Raw genomic sequence first — 24,530 nt, forward strand, 5'->3', positions numbered from 1 at the left:
AGCCTGGATATGGCGCGTAGCGAAAACACCCGCCGTATTTGGCCCTACCTGCGCGATCGCCGTGTCGACGCTTATGGCGACCTAACCCGCCGCTACCGCGATTAAGCTTATTCGAGCATCTGAAAATCAAAAACGCCTGCTCAGTTATCAGAGCAGGCGTTTTGCTATCAGCACTTAAGCCGACATCGTTTATTTCCCGGCACTTATTTCCAGAAATCGCGAATCGACGCAATACCCTGAGCACCCACCGCGCGAGCGTGGTTGGCGTCAAAGCGGGTCATACCGCCCAGCGCGAATACCGGCATACCGGCACGTTCCACCAGCTGTTGGAAGTCGTGCCAGCCCATCGGAGCCACTTCCGGGTGTGATGGCGTGGTGCGCAGCGGAGAAAGCGTGACAAAATCACAGCCCAGCACTGCCGCTTGGGAAAGCTGCTTTTGATCATGCGTGGAGGCGGACAGCCACTTGTTTTCCGCAATCGGGCGTCGGTCCAGCTGCATTAAGCGCGCACTGGTCAGATGAATACCATCCGCATCGACCCGATCCAGCAGCGTTGGCTCACCGTTGAGCAGCAACTTCGCACCGTATTCACGGCAAAGCTTGAGCGCTCGCTCAGCACGGGCAACGTAGGCCGCGTCATCTAAGCTTTTGGCACGCAGTTGCACAAGGCGAATGCTGTCTTCGCGCAGAGCGCGCTCCAGCAACGACGCGAAGCGCTCATCGTCAGGCTCTTCACCGGTAATCAAGTACTCGGTGGGTAGCATCACCGCACGCAGAATGGGCAGATTCGCCGCTGGGAACGGGTAGTTCACCAACTCATTCATCGGCACCCAGCGCACCGCCTGGCCTTCACGACCAAACGGTTCGCCAGCAAACTCATGCACCTGCCACACATCGAGCAGAATGTGCTTATCAGGATACTCATGGTGAACGCGAATGAGCGGTTGGGCACGAACAATCTCAACGCCTAACTCTTCATGCAACTCACGTTTAAGGCCTTCCAGCCCAGTTTCATAAGGGGCTAGCTTGCCACCGGGAAACTCCCAAAGACCGCCGTGATCGACGTTGGAAGGCCGGCGCGCGATCAGCACGTGCTTTTGATCGGCGCTGATCATCGCAGCTGCCGCGACATGAACCCGTCGTTTTACCATTACACTCATTACGTCTTATCCACTTTGTGCGCGCCGCCTTTATATTGCACGGCGCTATCTCGCTGCGTTAGCACGTTGCCGCAGCCTTAGCTGCGGTAATCCGCGTTGATGGACACATAGTCATGGGAGAGATCCGAGGTCCACACGGTAGCGGCCTCGTCACCACGCCCCAAATTAATGCGAATTGTGATCTCTTCCTCGGCCATTACGGCACTGCCAGCCGCTTCGGTATAGCTACCGGCGCGGCCACCGTTCTCCACTAGGCGCACATCGCCTAAGTCAATCACGACCCGGCTGACGTCAAACGCCTCAACCGGCGCTCGACCCACCGCCGCCAAAATACGCCCCCAATTAGCATCCGAGGCGTAGAGCGCGGTTTTTACTAAAGGCGAGTGAGCTACAGTAAACGCTACATCCAGCGCCTCTTGGCGAGTACTAGCCTCATTCACCTGTAGTGTGATGAATTTGGTCGCCCCTTCGCCATCGCGAATAATCGCCTGGGCGAGCTCGGTCATCACCCGCTGCAGAGCGTTACGGAAAACGGCAATGTGCTCGTCGCTTTCAATACGCGCGCCCGTGCCGGTCGCCGCTAACATGCAGGCATCGTTAGTAGAGGTATCGCTATCCACAGTGATGCAGTTGAACGAGCGATCCACCGTTTCTCGCAGCAGCGTGGCGAGCAAGGGCTGCTCAATCGCCGCATCGGTGACCACAAACCCCAACATGGTGGCCATGTTGGGTTTAATCATGCCCGAGCCTTTGGTAATCCCGTTGATGGTGACCTGCTGGTCGCCAATATCAACGGTCACCGTGGCTCCCTTTGCGCGGGTGTCGGTGGTTAGAATACCTTCACCTGCCTGCTGCCACGCTTGGCTTGAGTCGGCCAGCGTATCAAACGCACCAGGCAAGCCCGCCAGCAGGCGATCCATGGGCAGCGGCTCACCTATCACGCCCGTTGAGAACGGTAGCACCTGGGCTGTCTCAACGCCCGCCTGCTCTGCCACGGCCGCACAGCTTGCATAGGCATCCTGCAGGCCCGTCTCGCCCGTTCCCGCATTGGCATTGCCGGTATTGATCAGCCAGTACCGGGGCGCAAGGCTGTTGTTAGCGCACGCATCCAGATGCGCTTTAGCGACGACCACTGGAGCAGCACAAAAGGCATTCCGAGTGAATACGCCTGCCACGGTGGCAGTCTCTGGTAGCTCGATCACTACCATGTCACGGCGATCCGGCTTCTTGATGCCCGCCATTGCAGTGCCTAGGCGCACCCCGTTAAGGGGTGGCAATTCCGGAAAGGGAAGGTTTCCCACCGCCATGTTTCTCTCCTCTACGTTCGCTTACGCCATACGTGATTAGCTTAATTTGCCGCAGCACTGCTTATATTTTTTACCCGAGCCACACACACAGGGGTCGTTGCGGCCAACTTTCGGGTTTTCCCGACGCAACGGACGGCCATCAGCCCCGGGCGCTGTCTCGCTAGTACCGGCATCAGGCGCATCGTGGCGGCTGGCGGCAGTCGCTTTTTCACGAGCAAGCTCTTCACGGCGTTTCTGTTCTAGGGCATCCACTTCTTCTGGCTGACGCACCTGAACGTGGCTGAGAATACGCGTGACATCGGCTTTGATGTTGGTCAGCAGATGTTGGAACAGCTCGAAGGATTCGCGCTTGTACTCCTGCTTGGGGTTCTTCTGTGCATAACCACGCAGGTGGATACCGCGACGCAAGTGATCCATGGACTGCAGGTGCTCTTTCCAGCGGGTATCCAGCACTTGGAGCATCACCTGCTTCTCGAAGCGGCGAATCAGTGCCGCACCTGCGGACTCGATTTTAGCCTCATAGGCCTCGCGGTGCATGGTTTGCAGACGTTCACGCAGCTTCTCTTCGCTAAAGCGCTCGTCTTCCTCGGCCCACTGCATCACTGGCGCGTCGAGATTGAACTCGGTTTTCAAGTGGGCTTCCAAGCCAGGCAGGTCCCACTGCTCAGCCAGGCTCTGGGGCGGCACGTACTCGCTAATCGCGTCTTCCATCACCTCTTCACGAATACCCACCACCGCGGCGGAGACATCGTCAGACGCTAGAATTTCGTTACGCTGCTCGTAAATCACGCGGCGCTGGTCGTTGGCCACGTCGTCGTACTCAAGCAGCTGCTTGCGAATATCGAAGTTACGCCCTTCCACTTTCTTCTGAGCGCGCTCTACTGCATTGGAGACCATTTTGTGTTCAATGGCTTCACCACGCTCAAGGCCCAGCGCCTGCATTAAGCGCTTCACTCGATCGGAGCCGAATAGGCGCATCAGGCTATCTTCCAAAGAGAGGAAGAAGCGTGTGGAACCCGGATCGCCCTGGCGGCCTGCACGGCCACGAAGCTGGTTATCGATACGGCGGGATTCGTGTCGCTCAGAGCCCACCACGTGCAAGCCACCGGCTTCCAGCACCGCGTCGTGGCGCTTTTGCCATTCGGCTTTTAGCGCATCAAGCTGTGCTTGGCTAGGGTTTTGCAGCTTCGCGGCTTCGGCTTCCCAGTTACCGCCCAACATAATGTCAGTACCGCGACCCGCCATGTTGGTAGCGATGGTAATCGCACCGGGCCTGCCAGCTTGAGCAATAATTTCTGCCTCACTCTGGTGCTGCTTGGCGTTTAGGACGTTGAATTTAAGCCCAGCCTCACGCATTAGGCGCGCCAGATACTCAGACGTTTCGATAGAGGCGGTACCCACCAGCACTGGGCGGCCCGCTTCGGTCTCTGTTTTCACGTCTTTGATGATGGCTTCGTACTTCTCTTCCGCGCTCAGGTACACAAGGTCGTTGAGATCTTTACGCGCCAGCGGGCGGTTGGTGGGAATGACGATCACATCAAGACCGTAAATCTGACGGAATTCGAAGGCTTCGGTATCCGCCGTGCCCGTCATGCCCGATAGCTTTTCATACAGGCGGAAGTAGTTCTGGAAGGTGGTAGACGCCAGCGTTTGGCTTTCACGCTGAACCGTAACGCCCTCTTTAGCTTCCACGGCCTGGTGCAGACCTTCAGACCAACGGCGCCCCGGCATGGTACGGCCGGTGTGCTCGTCGACAATCACCACCTGCCCTTCGGCAACGATGTAATCAACGTCCAGATGATAGAGATGGCGAGCGCGCAGCGCCGAGTGCATATGCTGTAGCAGGTTGAGGTTTTGCGCTGCGTAGAGCGATTCGCCCTCACCCAGCAGCCCTTCGGCCCGCATGAGCTCTTCGACTTTATTGTGACCCTGTTCGGTCAGCTCCACCTGCTTCTGCTTTTCGTCGAGCACGAAATCGCCGCTCACCGGTGCTTCGTCATCTTCGGAGACTTCACCCTGCTCGAGCTGTTGGGCGAGGCGGTTCACGATGCCGTAGAGGTCGGTGTTCTCGTCTACCGCGCCGGAGATAATCAACGGCGTACGTGCTTCATCAATTAGGATGGAGTCGACTTCGTCCACAATCGCGTAGTGCAGGCCGCGTTGGACTTTATCTTCCAGCGAGAACGCCATGTTGTCGCGAAGATAGTCAAAGCCAAACTCATTGTTGGTGCCGTAGGTAATGTCGCACTGATAAGCATAGCGCTTCTCTTCGCCGGTCTGCCCTGCAAAGATAACGCCTACCGTTAGCCCTAAGAATTCATAAAGCGGGCGCATCCATTCCGCATCACGGCGGGCGAGGTAGTCATTCACCGTCACCACGTGAACGCCTTTACGGGTCAATGCGTTCAAGTAGACTGACAGTGTGGCAACTAGGGTTTTACCTTCACCGGTTTTCATTTCCGCGATACGGCCACGGTGCAGGGTCATACCACCGACCATCTGCACATCAAAGTGGCGCATGCCCATTACTCGCTTACTGGACTCACGAACGACAGCAAAGGCTTCTGGAAGCAAGCTATCCAGCGTCGCTCCATCGTCTAACCGCTGACGCAGCTCAGTGGTTTTCGCTTGAAGTTCCGCATCGCTTAGGCCCGCCAGGGTCTCTTCTAACGCATTAACGCTCTGCACGCTTTTATGCATGCGCTTTACTTCACGGTCGTTTTTAGAGCCGACCACTTTACGTAACAAGTTATTAATCATGAAATTTCCAGATCATCGTGAGCGACCCATCCAGGTGCGCCCTTATATAAGGCAAATAGGCGTAATGTTAACCAATGCGTTGTTCGGCGGGCGGGCCACGAGGGGTCACTACATCGCTGGCAGCAACAAGTCGAAGCGTGATCAGCGGTAGCAATAGAGGACGGCTGCAAACGCTGGGCAATCGGTGCGTTTGGCGACTAACCCAGCGACGAAGCGCACGGCGCTTCTTGGCAATCCAGTGCGATTGAGCCCGTAGCATCGCAGGCACCCAAAAGCAGATGCAGACATTGCGGCCACTGCTTCTCAATGCATCTGAAGGGTGTAAACTAGCGGGCAATAAGCAGCTCACCAACAGGCCAGCCAGCCACCAACGCGCTAAGCCATAGCGTCGTTGACGCCTTGGAGAAGCAGATACTATCTCTGACGTTGATGACATGCTGTGGACTGGCTCCCGAGCGTGTTAGGCTCTTTTCATTGGCGGTCAATCACAGGCGCTGTTTGTATTCGCCAGTACGACGTCACTAGCAACACCCTAGGAATTAAGTTGATGAGTATAAAGGTTAAGCGTTCTCGCGCACAGCCCATTGCCCAACTGCTGACCAAGTCTGGCGGCGTTGGAAAGCTAATGCGCCAATCACGCTTAATTGATCAAGCGCAACGCCACCTTCGCGCCCATTTGCCTGAAGAGATGCGCGAGCACATTTTCGTCGGCGGCTTCAGCAACGGACGCCTTACGCTGATCAGCGGACAAGCCAGCTGGTTAACGTGGCTACGCTACGAGCAGTCGCGGCTACTGTCACTGCTTCACCAATTACCGGGCTTTGAAGGCGTGACAGGGTTTACGCTCAAAGTTCGTCCAGTGCGCCCGATCGAGTCACCTAAGCGTTACACGCGCACACTGTCAGATGATGCGGGCAAAACCCTGGCCGAATGCGCCAAAGACACCGACAACCCCGCGTTAAAAAACGCTCTGGAGCGGCTTGCTTCTCACGCGCGCTCTACAGAACCAAAACCTTAGCAACGCGAGCCCTTAAACGCATAAAGCACCGCCTTAGCGATGCTTTATAAAGTGGGGGGCCGTTTCGTTATTTCAACTCAACTCCCCAACATTTTGCCTTATGCCTAATTACGCCATGGCAGGAGCGGCATAGGAAATAGGCGCCACTGCTTTCTCTTCTTCAAACGTAACGATTTCATACGAATCGGGCTGTGCCATCAGCTCCCGGCAAAGCTGGTTATTCAGCGCATGGCCGGATTTAACACCTCGGAACTCGCCAATCAGGCTGTAACCAAGCTGATAAAGGTCACCAATGGCGTCTAGCACTTTATGCTTAACGAATTCGTCTTCGTAACGTAACCCACCTTCGTTCACAATACGGTAGTCATCCACCACAATGGCGTTTTCTAAGCTACCGCCCAGCGCCAGATTGTTCGAGCGAAGATACTCTAAATCGCGCATAAAACCGAAGGTTCGTGCACGAGAGACTTCTTTCACGAACGATGTGGTCGAGAAATCGATCAGCGCCGTTTGCTTCTGCTGTTCAAAGACCGGGTGGTCAAAGTCGATAGCAAATGACACCTTGAAGCCTTGGTGAGGCAAAAAGGTAGCCTCTTTATCACCATCGGTAACGCTAACCCGACGCTTAATGCGGATAAATTTCTTCGCTGCCTCCTGCTCCAAAATGCCCGCTGATTGAATCAGAAACACAAAGGGGCTGGCACTGCCGTCCATAATCGGCACTTCGGGCGCACTGATATCGACGTAGGCGTTATCAATCCCCAAACCGGCAAAGGCTGACATCAAGTGCTCAACGGTCGCGACTTTGACGCCTTCATGGGAGAGCGCGGTGCATAGCATGGTGTCTTCCACCAATTCGGCACGGGCAGGCACGTGTACCACTGGGTCCAGATCGGTTCTGACAAACACAATGCCGGTGTTGGCCGGCGCCGGGCGCAAAGCCATGTGGACTTTTTTGCCAGAGTGCAGACCCACTCCAGTGGCGCGGATGACGTTTTGTAATGTGCGTTGTCTGATCATGGGTAGTGGTCAAGCTCTGATGACGGCGGCTCGTAGCCTAACGCTACAAAGTCCGCAGGGGGAAAGAAAGTTATCAAACAGTGTTCACTTTAACAGCAAACGAGCGTTTTAACCAATAAAACTCTCGTTTGCTGCCTCAATGAGCCTGATAGCGCGGTTTAATCCGCCTGGCGGCGCAAAAATGCGGGGATATCGAGATAGTCATCAGCATCCGCTGAACGACGTTTTTCTGGACGCGGCTTTGGCGCTGCTTCCGGCGCTTCTGCGCGTGCAGCGGCCTGCTGACGCATGACCGTCGGCTGCTGCAGCTTGCGGTAGTCGGAAGAGGAGGCATCTGCCGCAGAGCGACGCGCAGGTTCGCGAGCTGCTGCTTTTGATTTGCTGCCATCTAGCCCTGCTGCCACTACCGTCACACGCAGCTCGTCGGACATTTCCATATCGATTGAAGTACCGACCACAATCGTCGCTTCTTGAGAGGCGAACTCTTGTACCGTCGCCCCCACATCGTTGAATTCGCCAATGGAGAGATCCGGCCCAGCCGTGATATTGACCAGGATACCGCGAGCGCCATGTAGATCGATATCTTCCAGCAGCGGGCTGCGGATGGCTTTTTCTGCCGCCTCACGTGCACGGTTCTCACCCGTCGCGCCGCCTGTACCCATCATCGCCATGCCCATTTCGGACATCACGGTGCGTACGTCAGCAAAGTCGACGTTGATGATACCTGGGCTGGTGATCAGCTCTGCGATGCCCTGTACCGCACCTAGAAGCACATCGTTAGCTGCGCTAAAAGCCGTCAGCAGCGTGGCATTCTTGCCCAGCACCGATAGCAGCTTTTCATTGGGAATAGTGATCAAGGAATCAACGTGCTCAGAGAGCTCTTTCATGCCCTCTTCCGCAGCGCGCATACGCTTGGGCCCTTCAAACGGGAACGGACGCGTAACGACCGCAACAGTCAGAATACCCAACTCCTTAGCCACCTGAGCCACCACCGGAGCGCCGCCCGTGCCTGTACCACCACCCATACCGGCAGTAATAAAGACCATATCGGCGCCGTTTAACAGCTCAGCAATGCGCTCGCGATCTTCCATCGCGGCTTGACGACCCACCTCTGGGTTAGCGCCAGCACCAAGACCCTTGGTGATTTCGCTACCTAGCTGCAGCACCGTTTTCGCGGATACACGTTTAAGTGCCTGAGCATCCGTATTGGCGCAGATAAATTCAACGCCTTCGATATTGCTCTCGACCATGTGGTTGACAGCATTACCGCCGCCACCGCCAACACCGACTACTTTGATGACCGCACTGCTCGAGGGTGCGTTATCTACCAATTCGAACATAAGCCCCGTCTCCTGAACCGCGCTTGCGGCCCTATCAGAAATTTCCTTTGAACCAGCCTTTGATTCTTGCCAGCGCCGAATGGCCATCCTTGATATCACGCCGGGCTAACTCATTACGTCCTTTATGGGCCGCAACGACTCCCCCGTGGCTTTCTAGGCCTTGCCCATGACGAGTTTCCTGCAGTGCATAATGCAGTAAACCAACGCCCGTCGCATAGATAGGATTGCGAACCACATCTGCCAAGCCTCTGACATTTTGCGGGCAGGCAATACGAACCGGCATATGGAAAATTTCTTCCGCCAGTTCGCTTACACCTTCCATGCGCGAGGTGCCGCCGGTGAGCACCACACCCGCAGCCACCATATCTTCATAGCCGCTGCGACGTAATTCGTCTCTTACTAACGTAAAGAGTTCCTCGTAACGAGGTTCGACCACTTCCGCTAGCGCCTGACGCGATAGATCTCTGGCTGGGCGATCACCCACGCTAGGCACTTTAATCATCTCATCACTTGCAGCAAGCTGGGTTAATGCGCAAGCGTATTTCACCTTGATTTCTTCAGCGTGCTGGGTCGGCGTTCGCAGTGCCATCGCGATGTCATTGGTGACTTGGTCACCTGCAATGGGGATCACCGCTGTATGGCGAATGGCACCTTCTGTGAAAATCGCCATATCGGTGGTACCACCACCGATATCCACCATACATACCCCGAGCTCACGCTCATCTTCAGTCAGCACGGCCATACTAGAGGCCAACTGTTCCAAAATAATGGCATCCACATCTAAACCGCAGCGCCGCACACACTTTTCAATGTTTTGCACAGCATTCAGGGCCGCCGTTACTAAGTGCACTTGTGCTTCAAGTCTTACCCCTGACATCCCCAGCGGCTCACGGATGCCGCCTTGGGTATCAATGGAAAACTCTTGAGGTAACACATGTAACACTCGCTGGCCTTCTGAAATCGCTCGTGCGCGGGCCGAGTCGATCACCCGTTCAATGTCTGAAGGTGTTACTTCACGCTCCTTAATCGCGACAACGCCGTCGGAATTCATGGAGCTAATATGGCTGCCCGCCACGCCCACATAAACCGAGTGGATGTCGCATCCTGCCATCAGTTCGGCTTCTTCCACCGCACGCTGAATGGACAGAACCGTTGACTCAATATTAATCACAACGCCGCGCTTCATACCGCGCGAGGGGTGGGAACCGATACCGGCAATCTCAATCCCCCCATCATCGGTGGGTTGACCGACTATCGCGACGACCTTGGACGTTCCGATGTCCAGCCCGACAACCATATTGGATGCGTTGGGTGAGCCTGCCATGAGTCGGTAAATCTCCTTGCCGTCATTTTAATAGGGTAGGTATTGCCAATTGGCATTAAAACGCCAACGCAATAACCAATTTGCGTTTAATAACTTTAACTAGAACACTATCTAACCAAGCTAACCGCTGACAGGATAATAAAACTCATCCACATCACCGCTAGGGACATAGTATAGAAACAATAGTCGCAATACGACTAGCGCACACCCACGATAATTGGACTGGATGGCAATTTAAACCCCATTCATGGGTTTTTCGGCGTTGGCAACCACTCACATTTACCTACTTTTTGCACATTGCCACGAGCGGTTACTCATTGACCTCTTGCTGTTCACGCTCTTGAAAATCCGTTTCACCATGCCAAGCCACCGCAACACCATTAGGATAGCGTAAATCAATATAGCGGATATGCTCACTAAAGCTTGCAAGTTCGCGCTGCCAAGAAGCAGATAACCGTGCCAAACGCTCTCCATGCTGACGTCTACCTAGCATGACCCAGGCCCCGTCTCCCAGCTGTAAGCGCCAAGCACCGCGAGGCTCTAAGCGTAGCTGAGAAAGCGATAGCGACAAACTGGCAAAATGGGGAGTCAACCGCTGGTAATACGCCAACACCTCTTCACTGTTGCCCGCTGGCCCTGAGAGGTCGGGCAACCCTTCAGGTGCATCTAACGGCGCAAATGCAAACGGCTCCCCTTCAGGATTAAGCAGGAAATCATCGTTCCAACGCGCTACAGGCACCTGCTCCACTAGCTCAAACACCAAAGCGTTAGGCCACTCGCGGGAAATTCGCACTTCATTCAGCCAGCCAATACGTAGCGCACGCTGGCGTAGCTCGCCTAGATCTGCCGATAGCCACGTTGCATCCTGCACAAGCGGCGCTAACTGCGTACGCAGGTAATCAGCACTAACGTACTCCCATTCGCCACGAATCGACACGCGCTCAATGGGACGATCAAGCCATAGCCACAGTGCACGGCCACCCGCACCTAGTAGCAGCGCCAGCAGCACAACGCCCAGCCATGCGTTGCGTTTTTTCATAACGCTCCTATTGCCCAGCTACTCATTACGGCATGCTCGGCTGAACGGCGGTCTGTAAAATACGCATGACCAACTGATCAAAATCGATCCCGGCGTAGGCGGCTGCCTGCGGTACCAGGCTGTGGTCGGTCATGCCGGGCACGGTGTTAACCTCTATCAGCCAACACTTACCAGCTGCGTCACGCATTACATCAATACGCCCCCACCCTTCGCCACCTACCGCTAAAAAGGCCTCTTTACATAGTGCTGCCAGCGCTTGCTCATCTTGCTCAGACAAACCACAGGGCAGATGGTACTGCGTGGTGTTAGCAATGTACTTGGCTTCGTAGTCATAGAGTCCACCCGGCACTTCAACGCGAATAGCGGGCAGCACGTCATCACCCAGGAGCGCGACCGTGTATTCATCCCCGACAATAAACCGCTCAGCCATTACCCGCGCATCAAACTTTGAGGCAGCCGTGTAGGCGGCTTTTAATTCATCCCGGCTTTTGACAATACTGATGCCCAAGGTGGAGCCTTCATGGACTGGCTTGACCATCATAGGCAGCCCAAGCTGGTTTACTACGGCCGCCCAATCAGCGTTTTCACTTAGCATGATGCTTTCAGGGGTAGGCAAGCCAACGGCCTGCCACACCTGTTTAGTGCGCTGTTTATCCATGCCCAATGCAGATGCCAGTACGCCGCTGCCGGTATAGGGCACGCCGAGCAGCTCTAACGCGCCCTGAAACGTGCCGTCTTCTCCACCACGCCCATGTAGCGCCACAAACACGGCGCTAGGCGCCAGACGCTCAAGCCCTGCTAGACCACCCTCTTTAGGGTCGTAGCCGAGCGCATCCACACCTTGACGTTTTAAAGCGGCAAGAATAGCGGCGCCGCTTTTCAGGGAAACATCCCGCTCAGCCGATGTGCCACCGTAAACCACTACGACGCGGTCTAGAGAACCGGTTTGCCCGCTGTTCATAGCGCCACCTCATCCATCTCAAGTTTTGCCTGAGCAAGGCGCAGCGAAATACCGCCAACGTCGCCGGCCCCTTGAGTAATCAAAATATCTCCAGGCCGTAGCACATTATTCAACAAGGCAGGCAGCTCCTGCTTGTGCTCGACAAACAGCGGATCGACTTCACCACGCTGTCGAATAGAGCCCGCCAGCGTTTTCCCTTCGGCTCCCGGCAGCACGGCCTCACCTGCGCTGTATACATCCAGTAGCACCAGGGTATCCACCTGAGAAAGCACACGCACAAAATCCTCAAAAAGATCCCGCGTACGGCTGTAACGGTGGGGTTGGTAAAGCATCACAAGGCGTCGATCAGGCCAACCTGCTCGCACCGCCTGGATTACCATATCGACTTCACGAGGATGGTGACCGTAGTCATCCACTAGCATGATATCGCCACCGCCGGAAGGTGCTGGAAAGTGTCCATGCACTTGAAAGCGTCGCCCTACCCCGGCGAACCCAGTTAGCCCGCGCTGGATCGCATCATCACTTACGCCTGCGTCAGTGGCCACAACGATAGCCGCCATCGCATTGAGGGCGTTATGACGGCCCGGCATAGCGAGCCGAATGGCCAGCGGTGCCGCATCACCAGGGCGCAGAGCGGTAAACGAGACTTCTCCCGCCTGTTGAGAAAAATCAACGATGCGGTAGTCGGCATCTTCATCAAAGCCGTAAGTGACAAACTGGCGTTTAACTTGGTCACACAGCCCACGCACATGAGGATCGTCAATACACAGCACCGCAAGACCATAAAACGGTAGATTGTGCAAAAATTCGATGAAAGTGCTTTTCAGGCGCTCAAAATCGCCGCCATAAGTCGCCATGTGGTCAGCATCGATATTGGTAACAATCGATACCATGGGCTGAAGGTGAAGGAACGAGGCATCGGATTCATCAGCTTCAGCGACTAAGTAATCACCTTCACCTAAACGAGCATTGGCGCCTGCGCTCGTCAGTTTTCCGCCAATCACAAATGTGGGGTCCAGGCCACCCTCGGCCAATAGTGTTGCTGTCAAGCTAGTGGTGGTTGTTTTACCGTGAGTCCCCGCGACGGCAATACCGTGACGGAAGCGCATCAGTTCTGCCAGCATTTCGGCACGGCGCACTACCGGCACGCGGTGCTCATGTGCCCAGCGTATTTCAGGGTTGGTTTCATCGATTGCGCTGGAGACAACAACCACGTCGGCCCCCTGCACATGCTCTTCAGCATGACCAATGGCCACGCTTACTCCGCACTGGCGCAGCCGCTCAACCACGGCGGAGGCTTTCATGTCGCTACCGCTAACTTGGTAGCCCTGGTTGGCTAATACTTCGGCAATACCGCACATGCCTGCACCACCGATACCTACAAAATGCAGCCGCTTAATACGACGCATACCGGGGCCAGTTGGGCGAGCCCCCTGCGGCGACATGTTAGTCACTGAATCGGTCACGCAGTTTCTCCTTGCTTCACTAATCCCAAACAGCCTGCTGCAAGACGCTCGGTGGCATCTAAATAAGCGGCTTGGCGCGCTTTAGACGCCATTTCCGCCAGCCTGTCGGGATGAAGTAATTCGTCTAATAATTGAGTTAAGCGCTCAGGCGTGAGGGCTGATTGGATGACACACTGAGCCGCTCCCGCCTTCACCAGCACATCAGCATTGACTCGCTGATGGTCATCTACTGCAAATGGAAATGGCACTAACAGCGCAGGCTTTGCCGCTGCAGCCAACTCGGCAACCGTTAACGCACCAGCGCGACAAACCACAAGATCCGCCCATGAATAGGCGGCCGCCATATCATCGATAAAGGGGCTAACATCGGCCACAATGCCAAGTTCTGTATATGCCTGGGCGGTGGCTACGTCGCGCTCTTTACCGGCTTGATGGCGCACATCCGGGCGCCGCTCTGGTGGTAGCGCGGCAAGCGCTGGCGGCAGTCGCTCGTTTAGTGCTACAGCACCGAGCGAGCCACCCACAACCAGCAGCCTAAGCGGCCTATTAGACAGCTCAGCCACCTGCTTAGGGCTCTCGCCTAGCGCCGCAATATCTTCACGCACGGGGTTACCAATAACTACTGCACGACTGCCAAACGCATCCTCAAAGGCGGCGTAAGTACGCGTCGCCAAGCGCGAAAGCACTTTATTGGTGAGGCCTGCGACGGCATTCTGTTCATGAATGACCAGCGGCACACCCGACAGCCGCGCCGCCAGCCCACCCGGGCCACTGGCAAAGCCCCCCAGGCCGACCACAACATCAGGTTTAAAGCGTTTAATGATGCGTCGCGCCTGCATCACCGCTCGGGAAAGATTGATGGGCGCTTTGCACCAGCCTGCCAGCCCTTTGCCCCTCAGCCCTTCAATGGCAATCGTGTGTAGCATAATGCCAGCATTAGGCACTAGCCGATTTTCGATACCACGCGGGCTTCCCAGCCATTCAACGTCGACACCCTTGGCCTGTAAAGCATGCGCCAAAGAGAGCGCAGGAATAACGTGCCCACCGGTTCCACCGGCCATAATCAATATCCGTCGACGCGAGTTCGTCGCCACAAACGACTCCTTGAATAATTACGATAAACGCGGTTCTCGGCGTGCTCGGTAGGGGGTGGGCGTACGCCGGGGGCGGTGCCGAGTCTCAGCATCCACACGCAGCAGTAGCCCAATCATCATCCCCGTCACTAACAGACTTGAGCCGCCATAGCTGATTAGTGGCAGAGTAAGCCCTTTTGTGGGCAGCAACCCAGAGCTTACGGCCATGTTAATGAACGCCTGAGCCGCCACAATAAATCCAATGCCGTAGCTAACGTAGGCGCCAAACAGGTGTCCTGCCAGCTCCGCGCGGCGGCCGACCCACATGGCGCGTACAATAAATAGGGTAAACAGTAGCACCACTAAAATGGCACCAATCATCCCTAGCTCTTCGGCCACTACGGCAAAAATAAAGTCGGTGTGGGCTTCCGGCAGGTAGTGAAGCTTTTGAACGCTATTGCCAAGACCGGTACCTGTTACATGCCCACGACCAAACGCAATCAACGCCTGGGTTAACTGATAGCCGGTGGCAAATTGATCGGCCCAGGGGTCAAGAAAGCTTGTCCAGCGGGCCAAGCGGTAGGGCTCCATCACGACCATCATCACCGCCCCAACCCCCAGCACGCTTCCACTGCCGAGCAGTAAGGTCAGCGAGGCGCCGCTCATCATTAACATGCCAATGACACATACGGTGTAAACCACCATGCCACCGAAATCTGGAGCTAAGAACAGCAGGCTCGCGGGCACGGCAAGCACGGCCAATGGCCGCCACATGGTAAACGCCCGCCGCCGCAGCTCGTAGGTAAAGCGCGACATAAATGCCGCCATGTAAAAAATAAGGCCCACTTTCGCCAGTTCCGACACCTGCAAACTCGGCAGCGGCCCAGGCAGTGAAATCCAACGCTTACTGCCGTTCACCTCTTGGCCAATAACTAGCACCACCACCAGCATAAAAATGCTGACGAGTAGAATAAGCGCTGCGTTCTGCCGCCACAGCTCCAAAGGCACGCATAACATAAACAGGCAGGCAACAATGGCTAATAATAGAAAGATGCCGTGCTGACGGGAGTAGTGGTAGCTGTTTTCCAGCAGCCCCACCGACGCAGAGCTGACCATAATCCAGCCAAGCCCCGCCAACGCCACCACCGCAACAATCAGCCAGATATCACAAGGCAGGTGCTGGGTCGTTAAGGCAGCGCGCAGGCGCTGTACTCTACTGAGAGATTCATCGCTCATGGCGTCAACTCGCTGCGTTTGTGCTCAACCCAGTGACGAAAGGCGTCACCGCGTGCCTGATAGTTGGCGAATTGATCCAAACTGGCACAGGCGGGTGACAGCAGCACGCAATCACCGGGTTTGGCCATGGCGAAAGCAACCTCCATGGCTTGCGTTAAGTGTTCTACACGCTCAACCGGAATCGCCTCATTAAGCGCTTCGGCAAGGCGCGGCGCATCGGCCCCAAACACAATAGCAGTGCGAGCGCTATTCGCTAGCGGCGCAGCCAACGGAGAAAAATCCGCACCCTTACCAACGCCGCCTGCCAAAAGAAGCAGCTTTCCTTGCAGGGTGGTGCCAATCCCGTTGATGGCAGCCAGCGTCGCGCCCACATTGGTACCTTTGGAATCATTGACCCAGCGAACGCCGTTTAGCTCGGCAATGGTTTCACTGCGGTGCGGCAAGCCTACAAACGCTTTTAGGGCACCGCACATACTGGCTTTATCAAAGCCTAGTGCGCGCCCCATCGCCAGCGCCGCTAACGCATTGGCGTAATTATGCTGCCCAGTTATACGCAGTTCATCGGCCAGCAGCCATGGCGTTTTGCCCTGCATTAGCCACCAATGGCCCTGTTGCTCGACCAGTCCCCACGCAGCATCACGGGGAGCATGTACCCCAAAGTGCTCGATATGCTCTAGCGGCTGATCCGGCCATGTTTGCGGATCGTCAGCATTCACCACGGCGTGCTCTGCGCCGATAAAAATACGCTGCTTGGCCTGTCGATAGCCCTCTAGATCGCCGTGGCGATCAAGATGGTCATCGCAGAGATTTAAGAAGGCCGCCGAGGCCGCGCCTAAAGAGGGCGTGGTTTCCAACTGAAAGCTGGATAGCTCTAGGATGTATAGGTCGGCATCTGGCTGTTGCGCCAGAAGATCAAGCGCGGGCGTACCTAGATTGCCGCCCACGGCGGCATTAATGCCAGATGCGGCAGCCATCTCGCCAAGTAGCGTCGTCACTGTGGACTTAGCATTGGAGCCCGTAATGGCCGCAATGGGTGCTTTCACGGCACGCTTGAACAGCGCGATTTCGCCTACCAGCATGGGCTCGCCAGTGGCAGGGTTATGGCGCTCAAGCAGCCCCTCCAAACCAGCCGTGCGAGGATCTACACCTGGGCTAATCACGACCTCGTAGGCCCGACAAAAATCCAAAGCAGCCAGAGAGCCACAATGCACCTGAACATCCGGGTACGTTTGGCGAAAAGCCTCCACCCCTGGAGGCGCTGCACGGGTATCAGCCACCATAAACGGCCTACCCAGCTGGGTAAGATGGCGGCAAATCGCCTGACCAGAGAGCCCTAGCCCAACGACTACCGTAAATCCGTTCGGTACCTGCACCATGTGGCTCCTTCTGCCATACGCCAAAGGCGGCCTGTGCGCCGCCTACTATTTCTTTGATTAACGAACTTTGAGCGTGGCCAAGCCTAGCAGCACAAGTACCACGGTAATTATCCAGAACCGCACGATAACCCGCGGCTCTGGCCACCCTTTCAGCTCGTAGTGGTGATGTAGCGGTGCCATGCGGAAGATGCGGCGTCCAGTTAGTTTGTAGGAGCCTACCTGGAGGATCACCGAGACGGTTTCCAGTACAAAAATACCGCCCATGATAAAGAGCACGATCTCTTGACGGACAATGACCGCAACTACCCCTAACGCAGCCCCTAGGGCAAGGGCACCTACGTCGCCCATAAATACCTGGGCGGGATAGGTGTTAAACCATAAAAAACCAAGACCTGCACCCGCGATGGTGGCACAAAATACTGCCAACTCGCCGGTGCCGTGGATAAAAGGGATATGCAGGTAGTTGGCAAACACCGCATTACCGCTGGCATAAGCAAATACAGAGAGCCCCATCGCCACCAGCACAGTGGGCATAATCGCCAAGCCATCCAAACCGTCGGTAAGGTTGACGGCGTTGGAGCTGCCAACAATAACGAAATAGCTCAGTACGATGTAGAAAACGCCCAGCGGCAGAGCGACATCTTTAAACATCGGAATTAGCAGGCTGGTTTCCGCAGGCGTGGTCGCCGTGGCATAAAGCACTACTGCGGCACCAATACCAACCACCGACTGCCAGAAATACTTCCAACGGGCAGGTAGGCCGCGCGGGTTCTTCTCGACGACCTTGCGGTAATCATCCACCCAGCCGATAGCACCAAAGCCCAGCGTTACCAGCAAAACCACCCACACGTAGTGATTGGTTAAATCTCCCCATACCAGCGTGCTAATCGCAATCGCCAGAAGAATCATCGCCCCACCCATGGTAGGCGTGCCTGCTTTAGAGAGATGCGACTGCGGGCCATCATCGCGTACCGCCTGACCAATTTGGCCTTCCACCAAGCGGCGGATCACCCATGGGCCTAACCAAAGACAGAGCATCAGCGCAGTGAGCGCTGCTAAAATAACGCGCAGTGTCAGATAGTTAAAAACTTGAAACACAGACTGGTATTGGGCTAAAAAATTCGCCAAGTGAAGTAACATGAACGGCGCTTACCTTGTTTCATCCGCACGCAGCGCAGCAATGACCGTTTCCATGCCTGCACTACGTGACCCTTTCACCAGCAGAGTGGTGTTAGGCGGAAGAGTATTAATAACATGACGCACAAGCGTCTCGTGGTCGTCAAAGTGTTGCCCGCGACCAAAGGCACTTGAGGCCGCGCGCGCCGCCTCGCCAAACGTTAATAGCGTATCGATACCTAACGACGCGGCGTAGCGGCCAATCTCTGCATGTAAAGCTTGGGACTCGCTGCCCAACTCACCCATTGCCCCGAGTGCACACCAGCGTGGCGCTGGGAAGCTAGCAAGCGCATCCAAGGCAGCTTTAACCGCCCCTGGGTTTGCATTGTAAGTGTCATCCAACAACGTTGCATTGCGTAACCCTGGCACCACGCTTAGCCGCCCGGAAAGCGAGGTTAAACCGCTTAATCCTGTCACGACGTGCTCTGGGGTTACTCCTAGCGCTAGCGCTGCTGCCGATGCGGCCAAGGCATTACTGACATTATGTTTGCCGATAAGCGGCAACTGCACTTCACCCATGATTTGGCCGTGCGCAACAAGCGTGAAAGCATACCGCCCCTGGGGGTCGCAGGAAAGTGCCCTCGCGTGAACGTCCGCATCGTCATGTAAGCCATAACTTACAATTTGCCGAGGGGCAGCACAGGCGGCCCAAAAAGCGTAGTAGCGGTCATCCCTATTAATGACGGCAGTACCATGACCGCTAAGACCCGAGAAAATTTCACTCTTCGCCTGAGCAATTTGGCCCATGCCGCCAAACTCGCCCACATGAGCGCCAGTCACGTTAGTGATAATAGCGACCTGCGGTGCAGTGAGCTGGCTAGTCCAGGCGATCTCGCCTAAATGATTAGCGCCTAGCTCAATAACGCCCGCTTGATGTTCGCTCGATAAGCGCAGCAGGGTTAACGGCGCACCAATATCGTTATTCAAGTTGCCTGCTGTCGCCAACACGCAACCTAGCGGTGCTAGCAGCGCAGCAGTCATCTCTTTTACCGTGGTTTTACCGCTATTACCCGTCACCGCCACCAGCGGCAGGATAAAGCGCTGACGCCAAGCCCGCGCGACCAGCCCAAGTCCTAACCGCGTATCGGCGCACACCAACTGAGGTAGAGCGCTATCCACCTCACGCTCTACCAGGGCTGCTGCGGCCCCTTGCTCTTTGGCATGCTCTACAAACTCATGGCCATCAAAGCGCGGCCCTTTTAGCGCGATAAATAGACAGCCCGGCACAATTTTACGCGTGTCGGTCACTACCGCTGAAATGGGCAAGCTGGCGCTCTCAGACGAGATATCGCAGCCAAGGGCGGCGGCTACTTCTGCCAACGCCCACATTAGGGGGTTCCCCGTGTGGCAAGGGCGTGGAGCACCTGCTCGTCATCTTGATAAGGGTGGCGAACTCCGTCTATCTCTTGATAGGTTTCATGACCTTTTCCTGCGACGAGAATCACATCGTCAGGAGCGGCTTGATGAACCGCGTGAAGAATAGCTTGTCGGCGGTCACCTCTATCATCTACTGGCACACCACCGGCAAAGCCTGCGTGGATTTGCTGACGAATCTGCTCGGCAGACTCACTGCGTGGGTTGTCATCGGTGACGACCACGTGATCAGCCAGTTGCTCTGCTACTTTCGCCATTTCAGCGCGCTTCCCTGTATCCCGCTCACCGCCGCAGCCAAACAGGCACCATAGCTTGCCTTGACTGCCCAAATGGGCACGCAAAGCACCCAACGCACTCTGCAGTGCATCTGGCGTGTGGGCATAATCTACCACCACGCTAGGGGCGTTATCACCACCGTAGCAGGCCATGCGTCCCGGCACAGGAGAAAGCGCTGCTGCTGCTTCAAAGATCGCATCCAGCGGCTCACCTAATCCGTAAAGTACGGCCATGGCAAGTAGTACATTATCCAAGTTGAAACGCCCCACAAGCCCTAGCTGCAGGGCTTTTTCGCCTTCTGGGGTGGCTATCAGCGCCTGCTGCCCAAGGGCATGGGGCTGCCAATCCAGAACGCGCAGCGTCACGGCTTCATCACTGCCAGTGGCCAATACACGTACGTTCTCGTCGCATCCTGCCAACATTAAACGCGCCAAGGGGTCATCACCATTAACGACCGCAAGGGCTAATTCTGTACGGCGAAATAGCTTGGCCTTTGCCGCCGCGTAGGCCGCCATGCTGCCGTGATAGTCCAGATGATCTCGGGTGAGGTTGGTAAAGACGCCCACATTCACATTCACAGCATCTAAGCGCTGCTGATCTAGTGCATGGGACGAGGCTTCAAGCGCGACGCGCTTTACACCTTGGCGAGCCAGCTCGCCAAGTGTCGCCTGCAGCGCCAGCGGGCCTGGCGTCGTTAAACCGCTTTCCAAAAGTTTACCCGGACGGCCGACGCCTAAGGTGCCAATCACGCCAGCAGCGGTACCCAACTGCTCACTTAGCTCCGCAATGTAGTGAGTCACAGAGCTCTTTCCGTTGGTGCCCGTGACCGCAATAATTTCCAGGCCGCTTGGTACATCAAATAGCGTTCGGCCTAGCTCACCTAGGCGTAGCGAAAGATGCGGCAGGAACAGCACCTGTCCTTCTAATCGCACGTCACTCTCTTTGGTGTGGGCCAGTACCAACGAGGCACCGCTCGCTAATGCCTGCTCGATATACTCTCGCCCATCACGCTGGCTGCCGGGGACGGCGACAAACACATCACCTTCCGTCAGCTTGCGAGAATCAGTGATCAAGTTGAGCTGCTGAGGAAGGTCAGGTAAGGCTGGCAAACTGGCGCTTGGCCATACGTGGTGCAACGCTTTCCGTAACTGTTCTGGGCATATGGTCATGCCATCTCCTTAAACACTATTCGACCTCGTAGTCAGGCGGCACATCCAGTAGCCGCAACGCATTACCGGTGACACTAGAGAACACCGGCGCTGCCACCGCTCCACCATAAAATTCGCCTGCTTTGGGATGGTCAATCATCACCACCGTCACGATACGCGGGTCCGAAATGGGCGCAATACCCGCAAAGACGCTGCGATAGGCATCAGTGGCGTAGCCTTGCTGGCCCGTTTTACGCACGGTGCCGGTTTTTCCGCCAACGCGATACCCTTCTACACGGGCACGTCGCCCACCTGTATAGGCGCCAACCGAGGTTTCTAAGATTTCTAGTAAGTCGTTGGCAACACTCGGCTCAATGGCCGGGATACCTTGGGGCGGCTCTGACAACCTTAACAGCGAAGGGGGTAAGCGTTCACCATTATTAGCCAACGCAGTATAAGCACTGGCTAGCTGAACGGCCGTTACCGATAAACCATACCCATAAGAGAGAGCTGCTCGCTCACTTCTAGACCACTGAATCCGAGCCGGTAGATTGCCCGTAGACTCCCCTGGGAAGCCTGTTCCAGGGCTTTGCCCCAGGCCGAGCTGGTTATACTTCTCCCAAATAGCCGTATCGCTTAGCTGCAGAGCCAAGCGAGACATCCCAATGTTAGAAGATTTTTCAAGAATACCCGCGAGATCCAGTTCACCATAGTTACGGAAGTCTCGGATCGTAAATTGATCAAGCCTCATCCATCCAGGCGATGTATCTACCACAGCATCACGGCCAACAATACCGCTTTCAAGCACCGCTGCCATGGCTAACGGCTTCATGACCGAACCAGGCTCGAATACATCCACCAGCGCTTGATTACGCAAACCACGAGGATCTAAGCCCGCTCGGTTATTGGGGTTGTAAGACGGCAGATTGGCCATTGCCAGGACTTCACCTGTACGGGCATCCATCATGACCAAAACACCACCATCTGCTTGATGTTCAGCCACTGCAGCGCGCAATTCGCGATATGCCATGTACTGGATACGCTGATCAATCGCCAGGGTCAGCTCTCCGCCTGGCTGCGCTTCACGAATCACGCCCAGCTCTCGCACCAGCCGACCACGACGATCTTTAATCACACGGCGCTGCCCAGGATGACCCGCTAGATAGGGCTGGTAAGAGAGTTCCAACCCCTCCTGACCTACATCATCAACGTTGGTCACACCCAACAGTTGGGCGGCTACTTCACCAGCGGGGTAGTAGCGCTTGTACTCGCGCTGGGGGTAGACACCTGGGGTGCGCAAATCAAGAATGCGTTGTGCGGCTTCCGGCGTCATTTGGCGGCGTAGGTACATGAACTCTCGGCCGCTATAACGAGCCACGCGGGACTCAAAATCATCCAGCGTCATCCCTAGCGCCTGAGCCAACATTACTCGCTGAATGGCATCGGAAGGCAGCTCTTGGGGGTTTGCCCACAACGTGACGACCGGCGTGGATATTGCCAGTGGCTCGCCGTTACGGTCAGTGATCATTCCGCGGTGAGCAGGAATAGCTTCATGGCGCAGCGTGCGGGCATCACCCTGGCTCTGCAAAAATGGGCGATCAATCACCTGTAGCAGTGTAATTCGCCCAATCAAAATGGCAGAGGCGAGACCAACTGCTAACAAAATAAAGAAAAAGCGCCCACCAGCAAGCGGCGGCGCGATAGGATATTGGCGGGACTTCCCTCCCCGACCTTCACGCTTCATGGCCGAATCACCTCGACATCATTTACGTCAGGAATACGCATCTCTAGCCGTTCCGTGGCAATTTGTTCAATGCGGGCTGGCGTTGCCCAAGCCCCCTCTTCCAACAGCAGTTGGCCCCACTCGGTCTGGAGCTGGTTTTCTTCCTGCTCTAACCGCTGAAGCTCAGCAAACTGTACCCGCGTCATATGGGTGGTGGTCACTACTGCTAAGCCGGTCAATAAACAGGCAAAAAACAGCACAATCATGGTGATGGGCCACAGGCGAAGGCGCAGTTTAAACGGCCACTCCGCCCTCAGCGTGGAAGCCCAATGCTCTAGCCGTTCAATGCTCATTGTTAGCCTCGCTTACGGGCCGCCCGCATAACGGCACTACGCGCGCGGGGGTTAGCATCCACTTCCTCGTCGCTCGGGCGACTGCCTTTGCCCAGTGCTTCAAGGCGACGATTCAACTGATCATCACGAATGGGCACACCCCGTGGCAAGTGGGTGTCACCGCGCACATGATGGCGGATAAACCGCTTCACACGGCGATCTTCCAAGGAGTGAAAGCTGATGACCACTAGATGACCGCCCGGCGCTAGCGCTTCAAGCGCTGCCTCTAAGGCGGCATCTAGCTGGTCAAGTTCCCCATTAAGATAAATACGCAGCCCCTGAAACGCTTTGGTCGCCGGGTGCCGACCTTTTTCCCATGCTGGGTGGGCGGCTTTCAGCACCTCCGCCAAATCCACCGTGTGGGTAAAAGACTTCTCCACGCGTCGTTTCACCACGGCGTTAGCTAGGCGCTTGGCGTAGCGCTCCTCACCGTAGGTTTTAAAGACGTTGGCAATATCGGCTTCACTGGCTCGCGCCAAAAACTCGGCGGCACTTTCCCCTTGCGTGGGGTCCATGCGCATATCTAGCGGGCCGTTGCGCATAAAGCTAAAACCGCGCTCAGGATCATCAAGCTGCGGGGATGAGACGCCCACATCCAGCAAAACACCAGAGAGTTTGCCGTAGAGCCCCTGCTCTTTGGCAAATTCAGCCAAGTGAGCAAATTCACGCTGAGTAATGTGGAAACGGGAGTCTTCTATCTCAGCAGCGGCGGCAATGGCCTGAGGGTCGCGATCCATGGCCAACAAGCGACCCTGCTCGCTTAAGCGCGAAAGAATTAACCGGGAGTGACCGCCACGGCCAAAGGTACCATCTAGGTAGATACCTTCAGAATCATGGACCAGTGCATCTACCGCTCCTTCCAATAAAACGCTGGTATGACGAAAACGGGTGACCTGATCAGCGTCAGCAGAAGGCATGTTACTCTCACACATAATTTGGGAAGGCGTGCTTGGCACGCCTTTCATGGAAATGGGGAGTCGGCCGATAAGCCGGGTTCTGTCGTGGACAGTCATTCCTCTAGGCGCTGCGTCACCGCAGCGCTCAAGCAACCTACCCGGACCCAGCGCGGGCCACGCCGTTGGGTCCCTATTTGGTCTTGCTCCGAGTGGGGTTTACCATGCCACGCACTGTTGCCAGGCGCGCGGTGCGCTCTTACCGCACCCTTTCACCCTTACCGGCCCCGAAAGGCTTAGGCGGTCTACTCTCTGCTGCACTTTCCGTCGGCTTACGCCGCCCAGGCGTTACCTGGCACTCTGCCCTATGGAGCCCGGACTTTCCTCCCCTAACGGCCCTTACAAGCGCATTAGCGGCGACTGTCTGGCCAACTCCGGCGGCAAGCATACCAGTGCCCTGCGCTCGCC

20 protein-coding genes, 1 other RNA gene and 1 pseudogene are annotated in these 24,530 nt (G+C 56.0%); 2 read left to right on the plus strand and 20 right to left on the minus strand.

Going from position 1 to position 24,530, the window contains the following annotated elements:
• Nucleotides 1-105: pseudogene (locus BIS10_RS01360) on the plus strand (acyltransferase); the annotation flags it as partial.
• A gap of 98 nt (nt 106-203) precedes the next feature.
• Here BIS10_RS01360 and BIS10_RS01365 read toward each other — a convergent pair.
• The 4 genes from BIS10_RS01365 to BIS10_RS01380 form a co-directional block, all read right to left on the minus strand.
• Entirely contained in the window at nt 204-1,160 is a 957-nt protein-coding gene (locus BIS10_RS01365) for a Nudix family hydrolase (RefSeq protein WP_174524459.1), read from the minus strand.
• 77 nt (nt 1,161-1,237) lie between these two features.
• Nucleotides 1,238-2,467 (minus strand): bifunctional glutamate N-acetyltransferase/amino-acid acetyltransferase ArgJ, encoded by a 1,230-nt coding sequence (argJ, locus tag BIS10_RS01370; RefSeq protein ID WP_253501690.1) that lies wholly within the window; start codon nt 2,465-2,467, stop codon nt 1,238-1,240.
• A 36-nt stretch (nt 2,468-2,503) separates the two neighbouring features.
• Nucleotides 2,504-5,227, minus strand: a complete 2,724-nt coding sequence (secA, locus tag BIS10_RS01375; protein WP_253501693.1) for a preprotein translocase subunit SecA — start codon at nt 5,225-5,227, stop codon at nt 2,504-2,506.
• A 67-nt stretch (nt 5,228-5,294) separates the two neighbouring features.
• Complete coding sequence (locus BIS10_RS01380) at nt 5,295-5,486, minus strand: hypothetical protein (protein ID WP_253501696.1); 192 nt, start codon at nt 5,484-5,486, stop codon at nt 5,295-5,297.
• A 288-nt stretch (nt 5,487-5,774) separates the two neighbouring features.
• On the opposite strand from BIS10_RS01380, the gene BIS10_RS01385 reads away from it, so the two are divergent.
• On the plus strand, nt 5,775-6,245 hold the full coding sequence (locus BIS10_RS01385) for a DUF721 domain-containing protein (protein WP_253501699.1): 471 nt from the start codon (nt 5,775-5,777) through the stop codon (nt 6,243-6,245).
• 108 nt (nt 6,246-6,353) lie between these two features.
• Here the strand turns inward: BIS10_RS01385 and lpxC are convergent, their stop codons facing one another.
• The 16 genes from lpxC to rnpB all read right to left on the minus strand — a co-directional run bounded on the left by lpxC (nt 6,354) and on the right by rnpB (nt 24,498).
• Complete coding sequence (gene lpxC / locus BIS10_RS01390) at nt 6,354-7,265, minus strand: UDP-3-O-acyl-N-acetylglucosamine deacetylase (RefSeq protein WP_253501701.1); 912 nt, start codon at nt 7,263-7,265, stop codon at nt 6,354-6,356.
• 158 nt (nt 7,266-7,423) lie between these two features.
• Nucleotides 7,424-8,605 carry a cell division protein FtsZ gene (ftsZ, locus tag BIS10_RS01395; RefSeq protein WP_253501704.1) on the minus strand — a complete coding sequence of 394 codons (1,182 nt, stop codon included), beginning with the start codon at nt 8,603-8,605 and terminating at the stop codon, nt 7,424-7,426.
• A gap of 34 nt (nt 8,606-8,639) precedes the next feature.
• The gene (ftsA, locus tag BIS10_RS01400; RefSeq protein ID WP_253501707.1) at nt 8,640-9,929 is read right to left on the minus strand and encodes a cell division protein FtsA; all 1,290 of its coding nucleotides are present in this window, start codon (nt 9,927-9,929) and stop codon (nt 8,640-8,642) included.
• A gap of 310 nt (nt 9,930-10,239) precedes the next feature.
• Nucleotides 10,240-10,968: a cell division protein FtsQ/DivIB gene (locus tag BIS10_RS01405; protein WP_062360042.1), complete on the minus strand. Its 729-nt coding sequence runs from the start codon at nt 10,966-10,968 to the stop codon at nt 10,240-10,242.
• 25 nt (nt 10,969-10,993) lie between these two features.
• Nucleotides 10,994-11,929 carry a D-alanine--D-alanine ligase gene (locus tag BIS10_RS01410; protein WP_253501710.1) on the minus strand — a complete coding sequence of 312 codons (936 nt, stop codon included), beginning with the start codon at nt 11,927-11,929 and terminating at the stop codon, nt 10,994-10,996.
• Nucleotides 11,926-13,374, minus strand: a complete 1,449-nt coding sequence (murC, locus tag BIS10_RS01415) for a UDP-N-acetylmuramate--L-alanine ligase (protein WP_128082401.1) — start codon at nt 13,372-13,374, stop codon at nt 11,926-11,928. Before murC ends, BIS10_RS01410 begins: the two co-directional genes overlap by 4 nt.
• A 17-nt stretch (nt 13,375-13,391) precedes the next feature.
• Nucleotides 13,392-14,489: an undecaprenyldiphospho-muramoylpentapeptide beta-N-acetylglucosaminyltransferase gene (gene murG, locus BIS10_RS01420; protein WP_392567142.1), complete on the minus strand. Its 1,098-nt coding sequence runs from the start codon at nt 14,487-14,489 to the stop codon at nt 13,392-13,394.
• Nucleotides 14,490-14,507: 18 nt separating this feature from the next.
• Nucleotides 14,508-15,704, minus strand: a complete 1,197-nt coding sequence (gene ftsW / locus BIS10_RS01425) for a putative lipid II flippase FtsW (RefSeq protein WP_253501714.1) — start codon at nt 15,702-15,704, stop codon at nt 14,508-14,510.
• On the minus strand, nt 15,701-17,080 hold the full coding sequence (gene murD / locus BIS10_RS01430) for a UDP-N-acetylmuramoyl-L-alanine--D-glutamate ligase (protein WP_253501717.1): 1,380 nt from the start codon (nt 17,078-17,080) through the stop codon (nt 15,701-15,703). The genes ftsW and murD overlap by 4 nt, the downstream gene beginning before the upstream one ends.
• 57 nt (nt 17,081-17,137) lie before the next feature.
• A complete protein-coding gene (mraY, locus tag BIS10_RS01435; protein WP_253501720.1) occupies nt 17,138-18,220 on the minus strand; it encodes a phospho-N-acetylmuramoyl-pentapeptide-transferase in 1,083 nt (360 codons plus the stop codon).
• A gap of 9 nt (nt 18,221-18,229) precedes the next feature.
• On the minus strand, nt 18,230-19,585 hold the full coding sequence (murF, locus tag BIS10_RS01440; protein ID WP_253501723.1) for a UDP-N-acetylmuramoyl-tripeptide--D-alanyl-D-alanine ligase: 1,356 nt from the start codon (nt 19,583-19,585) through the stop codon (nt 18,230-18,232).
• Nucleotides 19,585-21,075, minus strand: coding sequence for a UDP-N-acetylmuramoyl-L-alanyl-D-glutamate--2,6-diaminopimelate ligase (locus BIS10_RS01445; RefSeq protein ID WP_253501726.1), 1,491 nt, complete (start codon nt 21,073-21,075; stop codon nt 19,585-19,587). Before BIS10_RS01445 ends, murF begins: the two co-directional genes overlap by 1 nt.
• A 16-nt stretch (nt 21,076-21,091) precedes the next feature.
• The gene (locus tag BIS10_RS01450; protein WP_253501729.1) at nt 21,092-22,798 is read right to left on the minus strand and encodes a penicillin-binding protein 2; all 1,707 of its coding nucleotides are present in this window, start codon (nt 22,796-22,798) and stop codon (nt 21,092-21,094) included.
• Nucleotides 22,795-23,130 carry a cell division protein FtsL gene (gene ftsL / locus BIS10_RS01455; protein ID WP_044629182.1) on the minus strand — a complete coding sequence of 112 codons (336 nt, stop codon included), beginning with the start codon at nt 23,128-23,130 and terminating at the stop codon, nt 22,795-22,797. Before ftsL ends, BIS10_RS01450 begins: the two co-directional genes overlap by 4 nt.
• Before the next feature lie 2 nt (nt 23,131-23,132).
• Nucleotides 23,133-24,086, minus strand: coding sequence for a 16S rRNA (cytosine(1402)-N(4))-methyltransferase RsmH (gene rsmH / locus BIS10_RS01460; protein ID WP_253501733.1), 954 nt, complete (start codon nt 24,084-24,086; stop codon nt 23,133-23,135).
• Between the two features lie 52 nt (nt 24,087-24,138).
• Nucleotides 24,139-24,498: RNase P RNA component class A (rnpB, locus tag BIS10_RS01465), an RNA gene on the minus strand.
• Between the last annotated feature and the right edge of the window lie 32 nt (nt 24,499-24,530).

The sequence above is a fragment of the Halomonas sp. 707B3 genome, from assembly GCF_024158645.1.
GTDB classification, from domain to species: domain Bacteria; phylum Pseudomonadota; class Gammaproteobacteria; order Pseudomonadales; family Halomonadaceae; genus Vreelandella; species Vreelandella lionensis.

Excerpts from the sequence above, each read along its gene's own strand:
- BIS10_RS01365 (WP_174524459.1), bottom strand. The coding sequence starts at position 1,160 with ATGAGTGTAATGGTAAAACGACGGGTTCATGTCGCGGCAGCTGCGATG.
- argJ (WP_253501690.1), bottom strand. The coding sequence starts at position 2,467 with ATGGCGGTGGGAAACCTTCCCTTTCCGGAATTGCCACCCCTTAACGGG.
- secA (WP_253501693.1), bottom strand. The coding sequence starts at position 5,227 with ATGATTAATAACTTGTTACGTAAAGTGGTCGGCTCTAAAAACGACCGT.
- BIS10_RS01380 (WP_253501696.1), bottom strand. The coding sequence starts at position 5,486 with ATGCTACGGGCTCAATCGCACTGGATTGCCAAGAAGCGCCGTGCGCTT.
- BIS10_RS01385 (WP_253501699.1), top strand. The coding sequence starts at position 5,775 with ATGAGTATAAAGGTTAAGCGTTCTCGCGCACAGCCCATTGCCCAACTG.
- lpxC (WP_253501701.1), bottom strand. The coding sequence starts at position 7,265 with ATGATCAGACAACGCACATTACAAAACGTCATCCGCGCCACTGGAGTG.
- ftsZ (WP_253501704.1), bottom strand. The coding sequence starts at position 8,605 with ATGTTCGAATTGGTAGATAACGCACCCTCGAGCAGTGCGGTCATCAAA.
- ftsA (WP_253501707.1), bottom strand. The coding sequence starts at position 9,929 with ATGGCAGGCTCACCCAACGCATCCAATATGGTTGTCGGGCTGGACATC.
- BIS10_RS01405 (WP_062360042.1), bottom strand. The coding sequence starts at position 10,968 with ATGAAAAAACGCAACGCATGGCTGGGCGTTGTGCTGCTGGCGCTGCTA.
- BIS10_RS01410 (WP_253501710.1), bottom strand. The coding sequence starts at position 11,929 with ATGAACAGCGGGCAAACCGGTTCTCTAGACCGCGTCGTAGTGGTTTAC.
- murC (WP_128082401.1), bottom strand. The coding sequence starts at position 13,374 with ATGTCGCCGCAGGGGGCTCGCCCAACTGGCCCCGGTATGCGTCGTATT.
- ftsW (WP_253501714.1), bottom strand. The coding sequence starts at position 15,704 with ATGAGCGATGAATCTCTCAGTAGAGTACAGCGCCTGCGCGCTGCCTTA.
- murD (WP_253501717.1), bottom strand. The coding sequence starts at position 17,080 with ATGGTGCAGGTACCGAACGGATTTACGGTAGTCGTTGGGCTAGGGCTC.
- mraY (WP_253501720.1), bottom strand. The coding sequence starts at position 18,220 with ATGTTACTTCACTTGGCGAATTTTTTAGCCCAATACCAGTCTGTGTTT.
- murF (WP_253501723.1), bottom strand. The coding sequence starts at position 19,585 with ATGTGGGCGTTGGCAGAAGTAGCCGCCGCCCTTGGCTGCGATATCTCG.
- BIS10_RS01445 (WP_253501726.1), bottom strand. The coding sequence starts at position 21,075 with ATGACCATATGCCCAGAACAGTTACGGAAAGCGTTGCACCACGTATGG.
- BIS10_RS01450 (WP_253501729.1), bottom strand. The coding sequence starts at position 22,798 with ATGAAGCGTGAAGGTCGGGGAGGGAAGTCCCGCCAATATCCTATCGCG.
- ftsL (WP_044629182.1), bottom strand. The coding sequence starts at position 23,130 with ATGAGCATTGAACGGCTAGAGCATTGGGCTTCCACGCTGAGGGCGGAG.
- rsmH (WP_253501733.1), bottom strand. The coding sequence starts at position 24,086 with ATGCCTTCTGCTGACGCTGATCAGGTCACCCGTTTTCGTCATACCAGC.